The sequence below is a fragment of the Psychrobacter coccoides genome, from assembly GCF_017498085.1.
GTDB classification, from domain to species: domain Bacteria; phylum Pseudomonadota; class Gammaproteobacteria; order Pseudomonadales; family Moraxellaceae; genus Psychrobacter; species Psychrobacter coccoides.
The window spans coordinates 18,214-32,635 of sequence record NZ_JAGBKM010000001.1; the positions used below are offsets into that span (position 1 = coordinate 18,214).

Below are 14,422 nucleotides of genomic sequence, written 5' to 3' on the forward strand. Positions count from 1 at the left end.
TATCGTAGCACAAATATATGGTCGTACTCTTTGGTGACTGACTATAAAGTGTGAAAAATTGATGAAAACTAAGACTACGAGTAGGTCGTTTTTTGGCTGGCGCTTTTGCGTAAAACAGCCTTGTCATAGGTTATATTTATTATAAAAGGAAGCTAGATTATATGAGCAAATATTTAGATGCGGTCATCGTTGAGCACAACCCATCGCAAAAACCAATAGATAGATCAGTCATTTGGCTGCATGGTTTAGGTGCCAGTGGTCACGACTTTGAACCCATTGTACCGCAGTTGGGTTTGGCTGATGATATGGCCGTACGCTTTATTTTTCCACATGCGCCAAATATCCCTGTGACTATTAATGGCGGCATGGTCATGCCAGCATGGTATGACATCCTAGAGATGAGCCTTGAGCGCAAAGTCGATAGTGCACAAATCGAAGCGTCATCACAAAAAATTCATGATTTAATCAGTCGTGAAATTGAGCGCGGTGTCGCACCTGAGCACATCGTGATAGCAGGGTTTTCGCAGGGTGGGGCGGTGGCCTATCATGTGGCACTTGGCTACCCGCAGCGATTAGCGGGCCTGATGACGTTGTCAACTTATTTGGCAACCAATGATGATATCGATTACAGTGCGGCCAATAAGGACATACCGATACTCATCGAGCATGGTACTCATGACCCAGTGGTCCCGGCTGTCCTAGGCCAACAAGCACAACAGCTGCTATCCGCTAAAGGTTATCCTGTTGAGTATAATACTTACCCAATGGCGCACCAGGTATGTATGCCGCAGATTGAAAATATCGGCAAGTGGCTGAATACTGTATTGCATTAAAAGTCATTAAAACATAAAGCTGTTATACAAACTCCGTCAGTAATGACGGAGTTTTTTTATTAAACGTTCAACCTGCTCTAACTTTCTGGTCTTTATTCTCTTTATCGACTTAATTGTATTTCATCGTGTAGTATAAAAGATATAAACCAGTATGACCCTGTATGGTTCAAATCAGCGGTTTAACGGTCAATCAAAGATAATCTCTGGAGGCGTACAATGAAAATGACTTATTTAGCGTTTTATGTGGCTAAGCAGGGCAAGGCATTAGATCGAATGATTAGCTTGATTGATGGCTCTCCATACAGTCACTGCGAGCTGGTGATTGATAGTTTAGGGGAGGGACGTTATGACTGTATCAGTTCAAGTCATCGTGATGGTGGCCTACGTCGTAAGGTTATTGATATGGAACCCAGTCATTGGGTGTTGGTGCCAGTGATGTGTGATATTGACTATGCCATACGTTGGTTTAATAAACGCCAAAACTTTAAATATGATTATCTGGCATTGATTAGAACAGTGATTCCCGGGTTCTATAATCCTGAGTATCGGTTGTTTTGTTCCGAAGCTTGTGCAGATATGCTTGAGCTGGTCGATCCGGCAAGTTATGGACTTAGGAAGCTATATCGATGGGCTTTGGATAATCCTGCGAGTTAATCAGCATGTTTTCGACAGCGCTTTAAATACAAGCTCTAGATGGAAGTAGTCTAGGCGTATGATCTTAAAAATAACAACCAACCATAAAAAAACCGACCATTTAAATTAAGTGGTCGGTTTTTCGAATTTGGTGGAGATGGCGGGAGTTGAACCCGATTTGATGACACTCTATAACACGCTATGATATTTTGACTTAGTAATATCAATGACTTAGCTTGCTGAAATGTCATTGTATGTCATAGCGTGTCATACAATCCTGTCAAGAATCATGTCACAGCTATTAATTCGTTGGCAGTTTTGATATCTCAATCTTGTTTTGGTCCCCGTGGATCCAGCGGCCATATCTCTTAATAAGCATCTGCAAGCTATGTCCAAGTTGGTTGGCTACAAACACTGGATTCACGTCAGCCATCAGCAGCATAGTAGCATAGGTATGCCTGGCATTGTATGCAGGACGGTGACGCACTCGCTTAGCTTTCATTGCATCAATTAAGCGCATGCGGGCGGGTTTTTCGTTGTAAAAAGGCTGGCTGGTCTCTGGGCAGATCATCACATAGTCGTCATGCAGCTTCATTGCATCGAGTGCTTCAAGTGCTCGCTTTGAGCGATCGTTTAGATATACCTCTCGTGCAGTGTGCGTTTTTGTTACTTGCTTTTCGACACCTCGCACACGGCTTTTGCTAATGATCATTGAGCCGTTAAACCAATCAATATCGCTCCATCTAAGCGCTATCAGCTCACTGGGACGACAACCTGTCCAAAACGCCATTTCAAAATACCAGTAATAAAACCTATCTTTACCCTCTAAATTCACATCAAGCCAATTTAATAGCGCATCCATCTCATCTCGAGTAAACGGATCTGGCAGCCCCGACTGTACTTTTTTATTCTTGATCATCGACATTGGGTTGTCGGCTGGCGTGATTAGTCTTAGCTCTATCGCTTTGTCAAAAACACCGCGCAGTGGTACCAGACAGTTATTATAGGTCTTGTCTGAGTTAAAGCCGATATCTGCAATGACATCACGAACCTTGTCTGATGTTATTTTGTCGATAGGCATTAATGCCAGGCGTGGCATCCAGTGCTTGTTAAGAGCGCTTAGGTAGTCGCCTTTAGAATCCTGATTGGCTTCGCAATGCTTTAAGTACTTTTGAGCGACTTCTTGAAATAGTACGCCGTTATCGACAATTTTGCTATCGTCAGCAACGACATCACCCCGAGCAAGAGCGATGTCGTCATCAGTAAGCACACCCCATTCGGCTTTGGTGATCAGTTCACGTCTAATTTTAACGGCTGTATTGATGCCCGCTGCAGTTGTGGGGTATGGGAGCGTGACGTTGTACGTCTCTTTGTTGCGACTGAAGTAGATTTGCAAGCGGCCATGTCTGATCCGGACGCCTGTCGGCATTTTTCTTTTGCTTGGCTGGTCATCCATTTGTTATATCCTCTTATCGAGTAATATATATTACCCGACTGCTTCATCCAAACAACGTTTTCTGGCCACCGCCGCTTACGTGCGGGCAGTTTCTTTTCTTCAATACCAGTCAGTGCTGAGAACTGCTGAGCATCGACCCAGTCGAGTGGGGTTAGGCCAAGCTCGTGCAGTACGCCGATGAGCGTTTCGCTCTGATTTAACATGGTGGGCCCTCCTTTTTTCTACACGTTAATTCGCCTAGCGCTTGTATTGCGCTCTTTACGCTGTCGTAAGCGTTGCAGCGCAAGGTCTCAAAGTCGTCATTAGTGAGTATCTGCATTGATGTTGCATACGTTAAACAGTCACTCTTTTTTGACTTCTTGATTTCCTGATACTCTACAGCGCAGCTGCCGTCAGGGTTTTTTGACAAACGGGCGATACTAAAGACGCTTTTTTCACTACGCAGAAACAAGCGATTGTAGTTCCGTGCTTGATATTCTTTGTTGCACAATACTGCAAGCTCTGTGACTTCTGCATACTTGTTAAACTCGAAACACATGATCAATCCTTTTTTGCGTTCATTTGCGTTCATTTGCGTTCATTTGCGTTCATTTGCGTTCATTTGCGTTCATTTGCGTTCATTTGCGTTCATTTGCGTTCATTTGCGTTTTTCATAGACCGTTTGGCAGTCAATGCAGCGACTTACACCGCCCAGCGCCCGCCGCTTGCTTGGTATTTCTTCACCGCACTGCATACACTCAGAGAGCGACGGGACATCGAATACCGGTAGGGCACGCAGGCGTGCTTTCATTTCAGCATCTATAGACGTGTTTGCACGATCAATATCATCAGCCATCATGACATCCTTTTTGTTTGCTTCTTACTTTCTGCCTAACGCATTCGGCCAGAATTATAGTTTTGTTTAGATCAGCGTCTTTAGTGTTTGGTTTCAAGTGGTGATTGAGCGTTGCATGCACTGCACGAGGCAAGCAAATCAAATTACTCAGTACGATATTCTGTCTATTCCCATCTATAAACCTAATACAATGGTTATCAGGTATCGGCCCGTGATGGCGCTCCCATAACAGCTTATGCTTGTGCTGCCAACGCTTGCCTGTATCTGACACCTTGACCAAGGTATAACCAGCACTTTGGCATATGCGTTCAGACCCAATTGGGCGCTTATTAATAGCAATCATTCCTTTTTTGAAGGATGTTTTGTTTGCGCCCATATAGCCTGTTTTGCCCTTATTCCACGGGGTGTGCCCGGACACCATTCTTCCGTCTCTGCCGTTGCTCAGCTCAAGACGAGATATTAGGGCCTTCATATTGTTGAAGTTGACATTATCATCAAGGTCGTCAAATTCATTCACCAACTTCTCAAACAGTGATCTCCGTGTAATGCCATACTGGTTTGCTCTTATGTAAGCAATATGGGCATCAGTCCAGTTGATCTTATAACCCTTCGCCATTGTTATTTCCCTTTTTATTACCACTCACCGTAAGAAGGCCTTTGTCAACACGCTCGCCGCCGTACTCCAAGTCCACCTCAATCGCATCTAAATCCAGTCGGTTTACAGAGACAATCTGCTTTGACACCTCGTTAATGGACTTGATTCGGCGTATCTCTTCATCAAGCTCGTCACCTACCAAGTCGGCACTGTTCAGTACATCCAGCTGGTTTTCTAGCACATTGTTTAGCTTTGCCAATAAACTCATGTTTCATCCTTATTCAATACACTCAGTGCCGCAGTTAGCATCACTGCACGGTTTAATTCGGGGTTTTCTGTCTTGGCCACGCTGTGTTTGTTGATGATCCAGCTTGCATCCGCTGGCACGCAAACCAAGTTTTCAATGTCGGTATTGTCATAATCACCGTCGGCAAACATAACGATATAGTCTGGCGGTATCGGCCCATAATGTTCTTCATACGTGTGCCTGTGTAGGCTTCTCCACACGTCTGGCTCGCCGACTTTGATGTGTAGATACTTGGTCCGCCTACGCACCGAGCCAACAGGCAAATGATTACGCCTTACCTTTTCCATCTTTAAGTCAAGCCGTCTGCAGACGGTTCTTATGTCTTTGACGGTAAAGCTGGTGCCAAAGTGCTGGTTAAACTTATCGGTCAACTGACTGCGTGGCAACAGCCCGTGATTGTCTTCTAAATACTGCAAGTGCTCAGGCTTATGAATCAGTGGCGTAATCACTCTAAGCATGCCATGACGCTTGGCGTAACTTGCGATACTTGGCACGCTGACAGACAGTCCAAACTTCTCATTAAACATCCTTGCCAGCTCTTTACGAGTGATATGCGCTTGATGTTTTTTGATGAAGTCATGGTGGGCCTTGGTGACACGCCAGCGAATATATTTAGCCATCGATACCACCATAACCAACTTCTAGCAGCTCAGCTCCCATGCGCACCTCTTCGCCTGTTGAGTACGCAAACTTATTGGCGTCTAACACCAAGCGATGGCTATCGATGATTTGCTTGCTGACGGCTGTCAGCTGGCGAGTTTGCTCAGCGACGGCTTTTAGCTCTTCTTCGTCGCTGTCAGCGCCCATGATGTTCGCCATTTGCAATGACAGGTTTTTGTTTAACTGGGCTAAAATAGTCATAATTAATCCTTTTGATGGTCATAGTTAGCTGTGAATGACTGCGAATCTAATGTCATATAATGAGTAAGTGAGTAGGGATGGGCCCGTTGGTGGTTTCATATAAAGCTTTGCACCGCTTTCAAACTCAATCCGAAAGGACTGGTCTACTGGGTCTACATCTATAACCGTAGCCACACCATCGTATACCGCTCGAGTAAACTCTGGCCCTTTGGTCATCTTTAACTTGTCACCGACTTTCACCAAATACTTAGGGTTTGCGATGATGGGTACGTATACTCGCACGGCTTTGGGGTTTGACATGATTAATCCCCTAAACCAAACAAATAATTAACCTTGTCATGCGCCTGTTTAACGGCTTTGCGTGCTTTCTTGGCGCCAGCAATCAAGGTTTTAATATCAAGCTCTGCCAAATCATCCTCCAAGCGAGACACCTCGTATGCAAGGTAGTTAACCTCGTTTTTCAGCTGGTCACAGTCTTCGCAAGAGCTATCATCATCGAGTTGCACCGAACCATGGTGGATAGGCAGTGCGTCCAATGTGACAGCCAATTCATAGGCAAGGCTATCGGGGTCACAATCAAGACCTTCATCGATAAGCCCGGCATCGGTCATCGATCTATAACTCATTTTAGTAGTCATTACTCTCTCCTGAGAAGTTATTGATGACGTGTTCACGCAAGCCAATCATTTCGTCATTGCGGTTGAGCGAGTGAACATAAATGTATGGCTCCCTCAAGTTATGACCATTGGATTCAAGGTAGGCATCTGCACCAGCGCGAGTGAGGCAGGCGGTCTGAAAAACGGGTATCAGTCCTATTAGTTTGCGCTCATAGTTGTACTTAATCCCATCAACTATCACCGTGACCTCAGCATAACCCTGAGATATTTCAGATATAGCATCAGAAAGACTTTCATCTTCTACCTCTTCGCAATCATCAACATCAATCCATGTTGTCTGAACCTCAATGCCGTTGTAACAATCATCATCAACCGGAATAGGGCGTTTTGAATAGACGCAATACAACGGGTGATTGGTGGCTGCGTTGTCTTGCGTTTTAAGGTTATTCGCCAGCTCAGATAAATTTAACTTGCTCATTACTCTCTCCCGTATGCTTTTGCGATAAATTGGTTGGCGTGCCTTGCTGTCTTATACTGCTCAGACGCCTCATAAGCTTCTTGATCAAAGCTATCTATTGGATCGGTGACATAGAAGTCATCATCACGGCTGGCAAGATAGAGCTTATGCTCATCAATCATTGCTTTTTCGCTGGCTTGTTGACGGTCATAAGCATCAATAACTTTACTCGCACCCGCTGACGCTGTGTTTATGATGAGTACAGCCAGTGCTACTACGCCTACCGCTGCCAACATTCTTGTAATGAGTTTCATAACAATTATCCCTATTGTTGTGCTATTCATGACTGTCTAGCGCCTTAATCAAAGCATCTGCGTGCTTTACTGCTGATTCAGCCATTGCGTAGCTGGTGACTTGCTTGCCAGCATTGGCAGTGATAACCCCTTGCATGACAGCTGCCGCCAACTGGTCACGTCTGCTTAGTTGTTCGGTTTGATTGTTCATGATGATTACCTTGTGTCGTTGTGATTGGTTATTATTATAGTTTAAACTATATAAGGGTGTCAATAGTTTAAACTATAATTAACCTTAATAACTCTAACTGCCTATAACTCCTTAAAAAAAAGACACAAAAAAACCGCCATATAGGCGGTTATTGATGGTTAAGAAACATCTAGTGTTGAGCAAAAGTATATCTTACTCGCCCAAACAGCTTGAACTGTGAGAAGCTATCCCTGTCGATCACTTGGTCGGGGTAGTTGTTCTTATCTGAGTTATCGGATTTTAATACTACCGTGCCATTCAGGTTTCTAATTGCTCGCTTACATATCATTTCATTATCAGCCTGAAACACATAAACCTTATTGTTCACAAAGTTGTCAAACTCACGCTCATTGGTATCGACCAGCATCAGTGTGCCATGCGGTATTGTATAGCCCATACTGTCACTACAGGCATGCATTAAAACCAACCCCTCACCATTTATGGGCATGTTGTTGCTGCGTAAAAACTCAACAGTAAATGCTTGCGTATGTGCCTCAGGGTGTTGCTCATTAATATACCCGCTGCCACAGCTAGCCTTTATATCCAGATACTTAACCTTTACCAGATCATAGTCAGACTGCTTGCCAATAGATACGTATTGTGTGCTGACGAGGTCATCATCTGTAGCATCTTCAGTTGGCAAGGCGTAATTACCTTCGCCATGCATTAACCAATCAACGTCTGTCTTTAACACCTTAGCGATTTCACTTATAAATCGTGAGCGTTTCGACTTACCTGCTTCAAGCTGGTAATAACTAGGCTGCTTCATACCTACTGCATCAGCTACCTGCTGCTGTGAAAGGTTCAGCTGCTCTCTAGCAAACTTCAATCTATCTGGAAGCGTATCCATAACAACCTCGTTATTAAAATGAATAGTAAACACCTCACTTTATAGTTACAACTATATAAGCGCAAACAGCCTAAACTATTGCTTTATTATAGTTAAAACAATATAATCATATAAAATCGATAGTTAGGACAATAAAATGCCCACTCTTTATGAATCATACTCGCAGCTTATAGCTCGCTTTGGCGGACAACAAAAGACTGCTGAGGCTTTAGGTTGTACACAGCCTTCAGTTTCAGCATGGGTTCAAGGTAAGGCCAATATGTCAGCTACTTTGGCACTAAAGGCCGAGCGTATAACAAACGGTGAGTTCAAAGCCGTTGATCTTTGCCCTGCATTAGCCTTGCTCGAAACCACTGATTAAATACTACAACCAACCCTTCATCAACAACACGTTTTTATAAATAGGCAGAACACGATGAACGTAATAGACGCAGCACACAAGACAGTTCACAACTCAAAGCATGGCGGCTCTATCGCCTTGGCAGCACGTATGGGCATGTCTAGCACTGTACTTAACAACAAAGTAAACCCAAACACCGACACCCATCATCTGCGCTTAGATGAAGCACTAACCATCATGGAATTTACAGGCGACCATTCAATCATTCAATCGATGGCCCAGCAGCTTGGTGGCGAGTTTACCACTTCGACTGGCACGACGCCGCAGGCGAGCTTACTAATGACAGCGCTATCGACATCAGCGAGTCAGGGTGAAGTGATGGTTGAGATGCATAAAGCGCTAGAGGATGGCCGTATCGACTGCAAAGAGCACGACTTACTACAGACCAGAATCCAAGACATGATCGTCATGCTGCGTACGCTGAGCAAACAAGTTACCGAACAGTGCGAGGGGAGATAGTCATGTCAGCAGCAAACAATAATTGCAAATGCTCGTATTGTGCCCTGATCGCAGCTACTGAGGTCACGGGTGATGAGTATGCAATCAAGCGTGAGTTTGAACGTATCGAGCTGGCACGCTCACCCGCCAGCATTATCAACACCAACATCAGGTTAATAAAAGCTTATAAAAAGTTTGAGCAAATAGCGGATACGCTTGGTGTCAGCATCGAAGATATTATCAACGCCCAAACAAAAAGCCCATCAGCGGGAACTGATGGGCTTTAGGCGTTTCTGAAATACAAACAATTGATAAAAAGGATTATGCCATGAATTTTCCAACAGTACAACAACATGATGGACTACAACAAGCAGTATCAGCAAGAGAGCTTCACGACTTCTTATCTGGTGGCGAGCGTTTCTCAAAATGGTTTGAGCGCATGGTCAGCTACGGATTCCAAGTGAATATTGATTATGTAGGGTGTACCAGATGGTACGCCCCAGCCAATCAAGAACTGCAAGACTATTTCTTAAGCGTCGATATGGCGAAAGAAATATCTATGATTCAGCGCTCAAATAAAGGTCGCCAAGCACGCCAATACTTTATTGAATGTGAGCGCCAAGCAAAAGCCAGTAGTCCAGTTACTCCTGCAATCCCTCAATCATACGCAGAAGCGTTGCAACTCGCAGCTGACCAAGCCCGCCAGCTTGAGCTTGCTGCGCCAAAAGTAGCGCACTACGACAATGTGGTTGAGCGTGCTGGCTTGTTGAATGCCACGCAAGTCGCTCAAAAGGTGCGTCTATCAGCTGTAGCCATGAATAAGATACTTGATGAGCTTGGCGTCTATAACCGTGCAGTTAAGCGCTCACGTGTGTTTCAGCAGTGGTTTATCGATAATGGCCTTGGCATGGTTAAGCAGACAGAGCAGGGCTACTCACAAGCCCTATTCACCAAACGTGGCGAAGCATGGGTTGTTGAGCGTTTGATTAGTGAGGGGGTTGCGTAATGCATTTTATTAATCACAACTTTACTGATCACGACTTTGAAACCAAGCACATGAACCGCATCGAGAAAACAATCTATCTTGACTTGCGCTCACTGTACTTATCAGAAGAAAAGCCCATCGATGGTAGCGACATGGAGTTATTACAGCGCCGCCTATCTGTCATCAGCGACGATGAAAAGCAAGCCCTAGCATTTGTACTAAAAGATAAGTTTAAAAAAGCTGGCAAGCACTACAAGCGTGCAGCTTGGGACAAGATACTCAAAGATTACAAGTGGGGAAATAAGAATAAAGGTAACGCAAGCAGTAACGCTACCAGTAACGGTGTAACGTTTGATGTAACGCAAGGTGTAACGCTCGGTAACGATGGTTGTAACGTTACACGTAACGATGATGATACACCAATGACACCTGCAGAACGTGTCCGCAAGTCTCGCCAAGAACGTAAGTTAATGATTGATAGCCTATTAGGTGTGGGCGTTACCGTTGATAAGGGTATCAAGATTGCTGACTTAAGAAGTTTGTATGTTCAACATTCTGACAGTATTTCAACCAAGGTTGTAAGCGATACAACGGAAACAGTAACGCAAACTGTAACGCCAAGTAACGATGACTGTAACGCCAGTAACGCAAAAAACGCTGCTATAACTAAGAACCATGAACCATTAACCATTAACCATAAACCAGTTAGTGAGGGCGCACACACAAACACAGGCGAGGCGGTTGTGGATAATTTCAATCATAGTTCTGTGGACAACTCTACTGACCCAAGTCAACAAGCGCCAATCGAAACATCAAAGCCAACCCAGTCATCAGTCAACCATCAGTCAACCAAAGCAGACCAGATACGTGACCAACGTGCAGATGATATCGAAAACTGGGAAGCACCAACCATTGATCAGATGCGTGGTGAGTTATTCAGAGCAGGCAAGATGATGCAACTCACTGATGATCAGTATGACTTGCATGTTTCAGATTTTAAGGCTCATTACGCAGAGCAGGCGTTACTTGGTAAACCTATTGTCACAGATCACAATCGCAAAGCTAAGCTACGAAAATGGCTGATGGGTGAGGTGGACAAGCAGGCAGCAAGCCAAGCACGTCAGGAAAAAGCCAAGGGCCGTTTTAATATCGACAATGCAGATTGGTCTGGCACCACAGCAAACCAGCCAACCCGCGATAGTGATATCCCTGATGCATTTCATCCGAGCCACAGCAAGCCAGTACAGGCCAAGATTGACCCAAGCAAATGCTGCATTTTTAACGGCCTTAGCAAGGAGCCGCTGCCAAGCATGAGCATTGCTGAGACTTACGAATACGTTAAGCAGCATAAGATGCCAGGCAAGTCAGCAGACGAAGTTTACGACATATTACTAAACCAAATGCAGGAGGCGGTATGAGTGGCTTCATGACTAATGCGGCTAATTTCGAAATCAGGCTCAAAGCATTACGTTACATTGCTGCCAGTTACCCCAGATGGGTTGGCCGGAAGGAGCTGTCAGGAATACTAAATGGCACAATCAGAACACATCAGAGAGCTTTACAGCAATTGGTTGATCTAGGCTACTTAGAGAGTGATGAGTGCAATCCAAAAGGCTATCGATTGATCAAGGGTAAGTTTAAGGAGTTTCAAGGGTTATGAAAAACATCTACAACAACAAACAAGTACAGCGTATGGAATGGATTAAGTCCAATACGGTGGTCGTTACTTACACAGACGGCAGTAAAGAGACCATGAGCAGGCTAGCATTCAATCAAATTATTAAGGGGTAGATGGTGATCTTAATCGGAATAGATACAGGCGTAAAAACAGGCTTTGCTCATAGCATAGACGGCGTACTGCAAGAAGTATCCACTCAAACCATTCTAAGCGCTCAAGACAAGGTCCTAGCGATTAGAGACGAAGCGGCACAGTCAGACGTAAAGTTGATCGTCTGCATTGAGGATGTTCGCAAGCGAGGTTGGGTTGACCGTAGTATTGGTCGTGAGCGCATGCAAGGCGTTGGATCGGTCAAGCGTGATTGCGGTATCTGGCAAGAGTTTTGCGAGCGTCACGGACTTCGCCATATTTTAGTTGCGCCCGCTAACATCGACACCAAACGTAAAGCCAAGGACTTCGAGGTGATCACTGGCTGGGCAGGTCGCACGTCTGAGCACGCTCGAGACGCTGGCATGATGATTTATAAATACCATCGATTAATCGAAAAGGGTGTGGTCGACGTGCCAGCGCCAAAGCCGATTAAAAACAAAAAGAGGAAGTGATTATGGATTGGAAGTATTGGCCTGAGTGCTTTCATGCGCTACTTGTATGCATATTTAACATAGTGTTGGTCGTTGCGGTGTCAAACGTGGTGCTACAAATTTATAACTTGTCCGAGTCATTATGGGCGCTGCTTGGTTTCTTGGCGTTGATAGTACGAATGCGAGTTGGGTTTACACGAGATTGAGGGGAAGAGTGTGAGGGATATTGAGCCAAAAAAAGATTGGAGGCTTAAAAATAATCACAAGGTTACGGTCTTAGTTTTAGATGTAGATGATGGCGTGGTCGAGTTTACCGAGGACAGGCGTGTTTTTCGATTATCAGTGTTTTTATTTTTGCAGTGTTTCGAGGAGTGTTTATGAAGAGTGTTGACGTAGTGGGTAGCACATGGATTGATAATGATGGTATGGAAGTGAGGGTTAAAAACGTTAATGCTGGTAGAGTTTACTTTGACTGGCTTAACCACCCTTTGTTTGATTCAGACATTGCCAATGACCGTATGAGTATCACTGGGTTTGAGGCGCGTTTTAAGCGAAAGCCAGCAACCGCCAAGGCCTTTAATCCACTACCATCAGCCACGCTACCACCCAAGGCCGTGCAGATACTCACCGAAGCAGTTGAAGTTATGGCAGAGCGTGGCAAGTCCTACGATAAGTCAGGCGGTCAGGCTGAGCGGTCAATGCCAAAGATTGTTGCGATGTTTAACGCGCTAACAGGGCATGAATTGACACCAGAGCAGGGCTGGAAGTTTATGGCATGCCTTAAGCTCGCCCGCTCAGAACAAGGCGAACATCGTGAAGATAACTACTTAGATGGCGCTGCTTACTTTGCGCTGGCAGGTGAAGAAGCTGGGGAGAGAGAGCAGTGATTGATACCACAGATAAGATAATATTGTCGATTGTTGTTATTTGCTGGGCCATCTTTATTTATGGACTTTTATTTCATGGTTCAGGGGGTCGCAAATGAGTACAGCCGTAGAGTCAAAAACCGAGTGGCATGACAAGAAAGGTGAGTTGATCTTAGTTCTGGCTGTAGACAATGAGGATGGGTCAGTTGAGATAGAATGGCCTAATATTAAGACGCGTGGTATACGGGTAGTGAGTATCAAGCAGTTTCTTAGCCAAGCTGTACCCGCCAGCATCAAAGCCTCGCCCGTAAAGGAGGTCGATAGTAAGCCCGAATCGCCAAAAGCAAAACCCGCTAAGCCAGGTCAGTTCGCTTTTGCGGCCATTGGCGCCTTGACTAGCAGCTTTGGCGAGTCGACAACTCTACAACTTGCAGACCAAGAATGGCTTGAGCGTGGCATGCATGCCAAGACGGTGAAGTTTGACATTGGTGCCGGTGGTCTGCCGCCAGAAGTCAATTGGGAAGATAAGTGCGCCGCTATTGCTAGTATTGACGATAGAGCGGCCAAGGCGCTGGCAAGTATTATACTTTGGGGTAATGATGGCGCATGGGACTGGTCAAGCGCTTTTAATGAAGTTGTTTACGAGTTAGCGGCAAACATGGTCGGTCGCTGTAAAAATGACGGACGCAGCAAGCCTAAAGCATGCAAGCACAGCTTGCCCGAGCTGGCACGGCTGATGGCACGAATGGTCTTATACTTTGAGTTGTACCAACTGTGGGATGTTTATACGGTCAAAGGCCGTTTGTTATTTAGTGGAATAGAAATGAATGACCGAACATATAGCAATCACTTCTTGAAGTACCAAAAGCAAATGTTTGATGATTTGCAGGACTTGGTGTCAATTGCTGATAGTGCTATTGATAGATACCGCCGTGAGTTAAGTATAAGCTCTCTGTAACAGAGGTTTTATTTTAAAATAATTTACTCGTAAGGGTTTACATTGCCCTAAAAATAGGGCACAATGTATCTAACAAGTCGGGGCAATGAGGCAACGGCTTAACTCTAAGAGAGAATATTATGAACACATTAGATAAAAGCACTATCGCTCAAATCGCTGCTGACATCGCTGAGATTGTTGATACTCGTTATGATGTCGCCCACGGCTTACGCATTATTAATAATGACCATGATAATTTTGACATTGCTGAAGGTGATTGGGTTGAGCATAGTCATGATTGGGATTTTGAAAATGACATATCATCAGATGATATGTTGGATGGCTGCTCAACTATTGCCCTAAGTGATAGTGATGATGCTGAATGGATTGATGAGAAAATATCAAAAATGGTTACTCTTTATGGTAATGGTGCAGGTAAGTGCAAGTTAGTTTTAGTTAGTGGTGATGATATGGGTCACGGCGATGACGATAACGAGCTGTTGATTGATGGTTTTGCTACTAAGGTTTACAACGTAGATATGGACTAATA

At 44.7% G+C, this 14,422-nt stretch carries 26 protein-coding genes; 12 read left to right on the forward strand and 14 right to left on the reverse strand.

All coding sequences use genetic code 11. From position 1 onward, the window contains the following. Nucleotides 1-161 precede the first annotated feature (161 nt). Nucleotides 162-833, forward strand: coding sequence for an alpha/beta hydrolase (locus tag J3492_RS00085; protein WP_207988469.1), 672 nt, complete (start codon nt 162-164; stop codon nt 831-833). A 216-nt stretch (nt 834-1,049) separates the two neighbouring features. After that, a complete protein-coding gene (locus J3492_RS00090) occupies nt 1,050-1,487 on the forward strand; it encodes a hypothetical protein (protein ID WP_207988471.1) in 438 nt (145 codons plus the stop codon). Between the two features lie 280 nt (nt 1,488-1,767). Here J3492_RS00090 and J3492_RS00095 read toward each other — a convergent pair whose 3' ends face one another. The 14 genes from J3492_RS00095 to J3492_RS00155 form a co-directional block, all read right to left on the reverse strand. Then, nucleotides 1,768-2,736, reverse strand: a complete 969-nt coding sequence (locus J3492_RS00095) for a tyrosine-type recombinase/integrase (protein WP_341534072.1) — start codon at nt 2,734-2,736, stop codon at nt 1,768-1,770. A 20-nt stretch (nt 2,737-2,756) separates the two neighbouring features. Continuing rightward, the gene (locus J3492_RS13170) at nt 2,757-3,125 is read right to left on the reverse strand and encodes a hypothetical protein (RefSeq protein ID WP_243453002.1); all 369 of its coding nucleotides are present in this window, start codon (nt 3,123-3,125) and stop codon (nt 2,757-2,759) included. Further along, a complete protein-coding gene (locus J3492_RS00100) occupies nt 3,119-3,493 on the reverse strand; it encodes a hypothetical protein (protein WP_207988476.1) in 375 nt (124 codons plus the stop codon). Before J3492_RS00100 ends, J3492_RS13170 begins: the two co-directional genes overlap by 7 nt. Nucleotides 3,494-3,559: 66 nt before the next feature. After that, nucleotides 3,560-3,757, reverse strand: coding sequence for a TraR/DksA C4-type zinc finger protein (locus J3492_RS00105; protein ID WP_207988478.1), 198 nt, complete (start codon nt 3,755-3,757; stop codon nt 3,560-3,562). Then, nucleotides 3,750-4,373, reverse strand: coding sequence for an HNH endonuclease signature motif containing protein (locus J3492_RS00110; protein WP_207988480.1), 624 nt, complete (start codon nt 4,371-4,373; stop codon nt 3,750-3,752). Before J3492_RS00110 ends, J3492_RS00105 begins: the two co-directional genes overlap by 8 nt. Beyond that, nucleotides 4,357-4,620 carry a hypothetical protein gene (locus J3492_RS00115; RefSeq protein WP_207988482.1) on the reverse strand — a complete coding sequence of 88 codons (264 nt, stop codon included), beginning with the start codon at nt 4,618-4,620 and terminating at the stop codon, nt 4,357-4,359. The genes J3492_RS00110 and J3492_RS00115 overlap by 17 nt, the downstream gene beginning before the upstream one ends. Then, nucleotides 4,617-5,279 carry an HNH endonuclease signature motif containing protein gene (locus tag J3492_RS00120; protein ID WP_207988484.1) on the reverse strand — a complete coding sequence of 221 codons (663 nt, stop codon included), beginning with the start codon at nt 5,277-5,279 and terminating at the stop codon, nt 4,617-4,619. Before J3492_RS00120 ends, J3492_RS00115 begins: the two co-directional genes overlap by 4 nt. Beyond that, nucleotides 5,272-5,520 carry a hypothetical protein gene (locus tag J3492_RS00125; RefSeq protein ID WP_207988486.1) on the reverse strand — a complete coding sequence of 83 codons (249 nt, stop codon included), beginning with the start codon at nt 5,518-5,520 and terminating at the stop codon, nt 5,272-5,274. Before J3492_RS00125 ends, J3492_RS00120 begins: the two co-directional genes overlap by 8 nt. Nucleotides 5,521-5,544: 24 nt before the next feature. Beyond that, the gene (locus tag J3492_RS00130) at nt 5,545-5,820 is read right to left on the reverse strand and encodes a hypothetical protein (RefSeq protein WP_207988488.1); all 276 of its coding nucleotides are present in this window, start codon (nt 5,818-5,820) and stop codon (nt 5,545-5,547) included. Between the two features lie 2 nt (nt 5,821-5,822). Next, complete coding sequence (locus tag J3492_RS00135; RefSeq protein ID WP_207988490.1) at nt 5,823-6,158, reverse strand: hypothetical protein; 336 nt, start codon at nt 6,156-6,158, stop codon at nt 5,823-5,825. Beyond that, nucleotides 6,148-6,615 (reverse strand): hypothetical protein, encoded by a 468-nt coding sequence (locus tag J3492_RS00140; RefSeq protein ID WP_207988492.1) that lies wholly within the window; start codon nt 6,613-6,615, stop codon nt 6,148-6,150. The genes J3492_RS00135 and J3492_RS00140 overlap by 11 nt, the downstream gene beginning before the upstream one ends. Then, complete coding sequence (locus J3492_RS00145; RefSeq protein ID WP_207988495.1) at nt 6,615-6,908, reverse strand: hypothetical protein; 294 nt, start codon at nt 6,906-6,908, stop codon at nt 6,615-6,617. Before J3492_RS00145 ends, J3492_RS00140 begins: the two co-directional genes overlap by 1 nt. 22 nt (nt 6,909-6,930) lie before the next feature. Further along, entirely contained in the window at nt 6,931-7,098 is a 168-nt protein-coding gene (locus J3492_RS00150; RefSeq protein ID WP_207988497.1) for a hypothetical protein, read from the reverse strand. Nucleotides 7,099-7,267: 169 nt separating this feature from the next. Then, complete coding sequence (locus J3492_RS00155; RefSeq protein WP_207988499.1) at nt 7,268-7,987, reverse strand: XRE family transcriptional regulator; 720 nt, start codon at nt 7,985-7,987, stop codon at nt 7,268-7,270. A 136-nt stretch (nt 7,988-8,123) separates the two neighbouring features. On the opposite strand from J3492_RS00155, the gene J3492_RS00160 reads away from it, so the two are divergent. From J3492_RS00160 to J3492_RS00200, 10 genes are all read left to right on the forward strand, one after another. After that, nucleotides 8,124-8,348, forward strand: a complete 225-nt coding sequence (locus J3492_RS00160; RefSeq protein ID WP_207988501.1) for a transcriptional regulator — start codon at nt 8,124-8,126, stop codon at nt 8,346-8,348. A 54-nt stretch (nt 8,349-8,402) separates the two neighbouring features. Further along, entirely contained in the window at nt 8,403-8,846 is a 444-nt protein-coding gene (locus J3492_RS00165) for a phage regulatory CII family protein (protein WP_207988503.1), read from the forward strand. Nucleotides 8,847-8,848: 2 nt separating this feature from the next. Continuing rightward, nucleotides 8,849-9,112, forward strand: a complete 264-nt coding sequence (locus tag J3492_RS00170; protein WP_207988505.1) for a hypothetical protein — start codon at nt 8,849-8,851, stop codon at nt 9,110-9,112. A gap of 41 nt (nt 9,113-9,153) precedes the next feature. After that, nucleotides 9,154-9,831, forward strand: coding sequence for an antA/AntB antirepressor family protein (locus J3492_RS00175; RefSeq protein ID WP_243453003.1), 678 nt, complete (start codon nt 9,154-9,156; stop codon nt 9,829-9,831). Beyond that, a complete protein-coding gene (locus J3492_RS00180; RefSeq protein WP_207988508.1) occupies nt 9,831-11,228 on the forward strand; it encodes a DUF1376 domain-containing protein in 1,398 nt (465 codons plus the stop codon). The genes J3492_RS00175 and J3492_RS00180 overlap by 1 nt, the downstream gene beginning before the upstream one ends. A gap of 238 nt (nt 11,229-11,466) precedes the next feature. After that, nucleotides 11,467-11,601 (forward strand): hypothetical protein, encoded by a 135-nt coding sequence (locus J3492_RS13365; protein ID WP_279381119.1) that lies wholly within the window; start codon nt 11,467-11,469, stop codon nt 11,599-11,601. Continuing rightward, a complete protein-coding gene (locus J3492_RS00185; protein WP_207988510.1) occupies nt 11,602-12,090 on the forward strand; it encodes a hypothetical protein in 489 nt (162 codons plus the stop codon). It abuts the gene before it with no gap. Nucleotides 12,091-12,446: 356 nt separating this feature from the next. After that, a complete protein-coding gene (locus J3492_RS00190) occupies nt 12,447-12,956 on the forward strand; it encodes a DUF6378 domain-containing protein (RefSeq protein WP_207988512.1) in 510 nt (169 codons plus the stop codon). 94 nt (nt 12,957-13,050) lie between these two features. Then, the gene (locus tag J3492_RS00195) at nt 13,051-13,893 is read left to right on the forward strand and encodes a hypothetical protein (protein ID WP_207988514.1); all 843 of its coding nucleotides are present in this window, start codon (nt 13,051-13,053) and stop codon (nt 13,891-13,893) included. 119 nt (nt 13,894-14,012) lie between these two features. Next, nucleotides 14,013-14,420: a hypothetical protein gene (locus tag J3492_RS00200; RefSeq protein WP_207988517.1), complete on the forward strand. Its 408-nt coding sequence runs from the start codon at nt 14,013-14,015 to the stop codon at nt 14,418-14,420. The last annotated feature ends 2 nt before the right edge of the window (nt 14,421-14,422 follow it).

Bases quoted from the DNA above. Each gene is read 5' to 3' on its own strand.
- J3492_RS00155 (WP_207988499.1), bottom strand. From the start codon at position 7,987: ATGGATACGCTTCCAGATAGATTGAAGTTTGCTAGAGAGCAGCTGAAC.
- J3492_RS00190 (WP_207988512.1), top strand. From the start codon at position 12,447: ATGAAGAGTGTTGACGTAGTGGGTAGCACATGGATTGATAATGATGGT.
- J3492_RS00090 (WP_207988471.1), top strand. From the start codon at position 1,050: ATGAAAATGACTTATTTAGCGTTTTATGTGGCTAAGCAGGGCAAGGCA.
- J3492_RS00145 (WP_207988495.1), bottom strand. From the start codon at position 6,908: ATGAAACTCATTACAAGAATGTTGGCAGCGGTAGGCGTAGTAGCACTG.
- J3492_RS00170 (WP_207988505.1), top strand. From the start codon at position 8,849: ATGTCAGCAGCAAACAATAATTGCAAATGCTCGTATTGTGCCCTGATC.
- J3492_RS00160 (WP_207988501.1), top strand. From the start codon at position 8,124: ATGCCCACTCTTTATGAATCATACTCGCAGCTTATAGCTCGCTTTGGC.
- J3492_RS00130 (WP_207988488.1), bottom strand. From the start codon at position 5,820: ATGTCAAACCCCAAAGCCGTGCGAGTATACGTACCCATCATCGCAAAC.
- J3492_RS13365 (WP_279381119.1), top strand. From the start codon at position 11,467: ATGAAAAACATCTACAACAACAAACAAGTACAGCGTATGGAATGGATT.
- J3492_RS00185 (WP_207988510.1), top strand. From the start codon at position 11,602: ATGGTGATCTTAATCGGAATAGATACAGGCGTAAAAACAGGCTTTGCT.
- J3492_RS00165 (WP_207988503.1), top strand. From the start codon at position 8,403: ATGAACGTAATAGACGCAGCACACAAGACAGTTCACAACTCAAAGCAT.
- J3492_RS00150 (WP_207988497.1), bottom strand. From the start codon at position 7,098: ATGAACAATCAAACCGAACAACTAAGCAGACGTGACCAGTTGGCGGCA.
- J3492_RS13170 (WP_243453002.1), bottom strand. From the start codon at position 3,125: ATGTTAAATCAGAGCGAAACGCTCATCGGCGTACTGCACGAGCTTGGC.
- J3492_RS00195 (WP_207988514.1), top strand. From the start codon at position 13,051: ATGAGTACAGCCGTAGAGTCAAAAACCGAGTGGCATGACAAGAAAGGT.
- J3492_RS00135 (WP_207988490.1), bottom strand. From the start codon at position 6,158: ATGACTACTAAAATGAGTTATAGATCGATGACCGATGCCGGGCTTATC.
- J3492_RS00100 (WP_207988476.1), bottom strand. From the start codon at position 3,493: ATGAACGCAAATGAACGCAAAAAAGGATTGATCATGTGTTTCGAGTTT.
- J3492_RS00085 (WP_207988469.1), top strand. From the start codon at position 162: ATGAGCAAATATTTAGATGCGGTCATCGTTGAGCACAACCCATCGCAA.
- J3492_RS00140 (WP_207988492.1), bottom strand. From the start codon at position 6,615: ATGAGCAAGTTAAATTTATCTGAGCTGGCGAATAACCTTAAAACGCAA.
- J3492_RS00200 (WP_207988517.1), top strand. From the start codon at position 14,013: ATGAACACATTAGATAAAAGCACTATCGCTCAAATCGCTGCTGACATC.
- J3492_RS00180 (WP_207988508.1), top strand. From the start codon at position 9,831: ATGCATTTTATTAATCACAACTTTACTGATCACGACTTTGAAACCAAG.
- J3492_RS00175 (WP_243453003.1), top strand. From the start codon at position 9,154: ATGAATTTTCCAACAGTACAACAACATGATGGACTACAACAAGCAGTA.
- J3492_RS00115 (WP_207988482.1), bottom strand. From the start codon at position 4,620: ATGAGTTTATTGGCAAAGCTAAACAATGTGCTAGAAAACCAGCTGGAT.
- J3492_RS00125 (WP_207988486.1), bottom strand. From the start codon at position 5,520: ATGACTATTTTAGCCCAGTTAAACAAAAACCTGTCATTGCAAATGGCG.
- J3492_RS00105 (WP_207988478.1), bottom strand. From the start codon at position 3,757: ATGGCTGATGATATTGATCGTGCAAACACGTCTATAGATGCTGAAATG.
- J3492_RS00120 (WP_207988484.1), bottom strand. From the start codon at position 5,279: ATGGCTAAATATATTCGCTGGCGTGTCACCAAGGCCCACCATGACTTC.
- J3492_RS00110 (WP_207988480.1), bottom strand. From the start codon at position 4,373: ATGGCGAAGGGTTATAAGATCAACTGGACTGATGCCCATATTGCTTAC.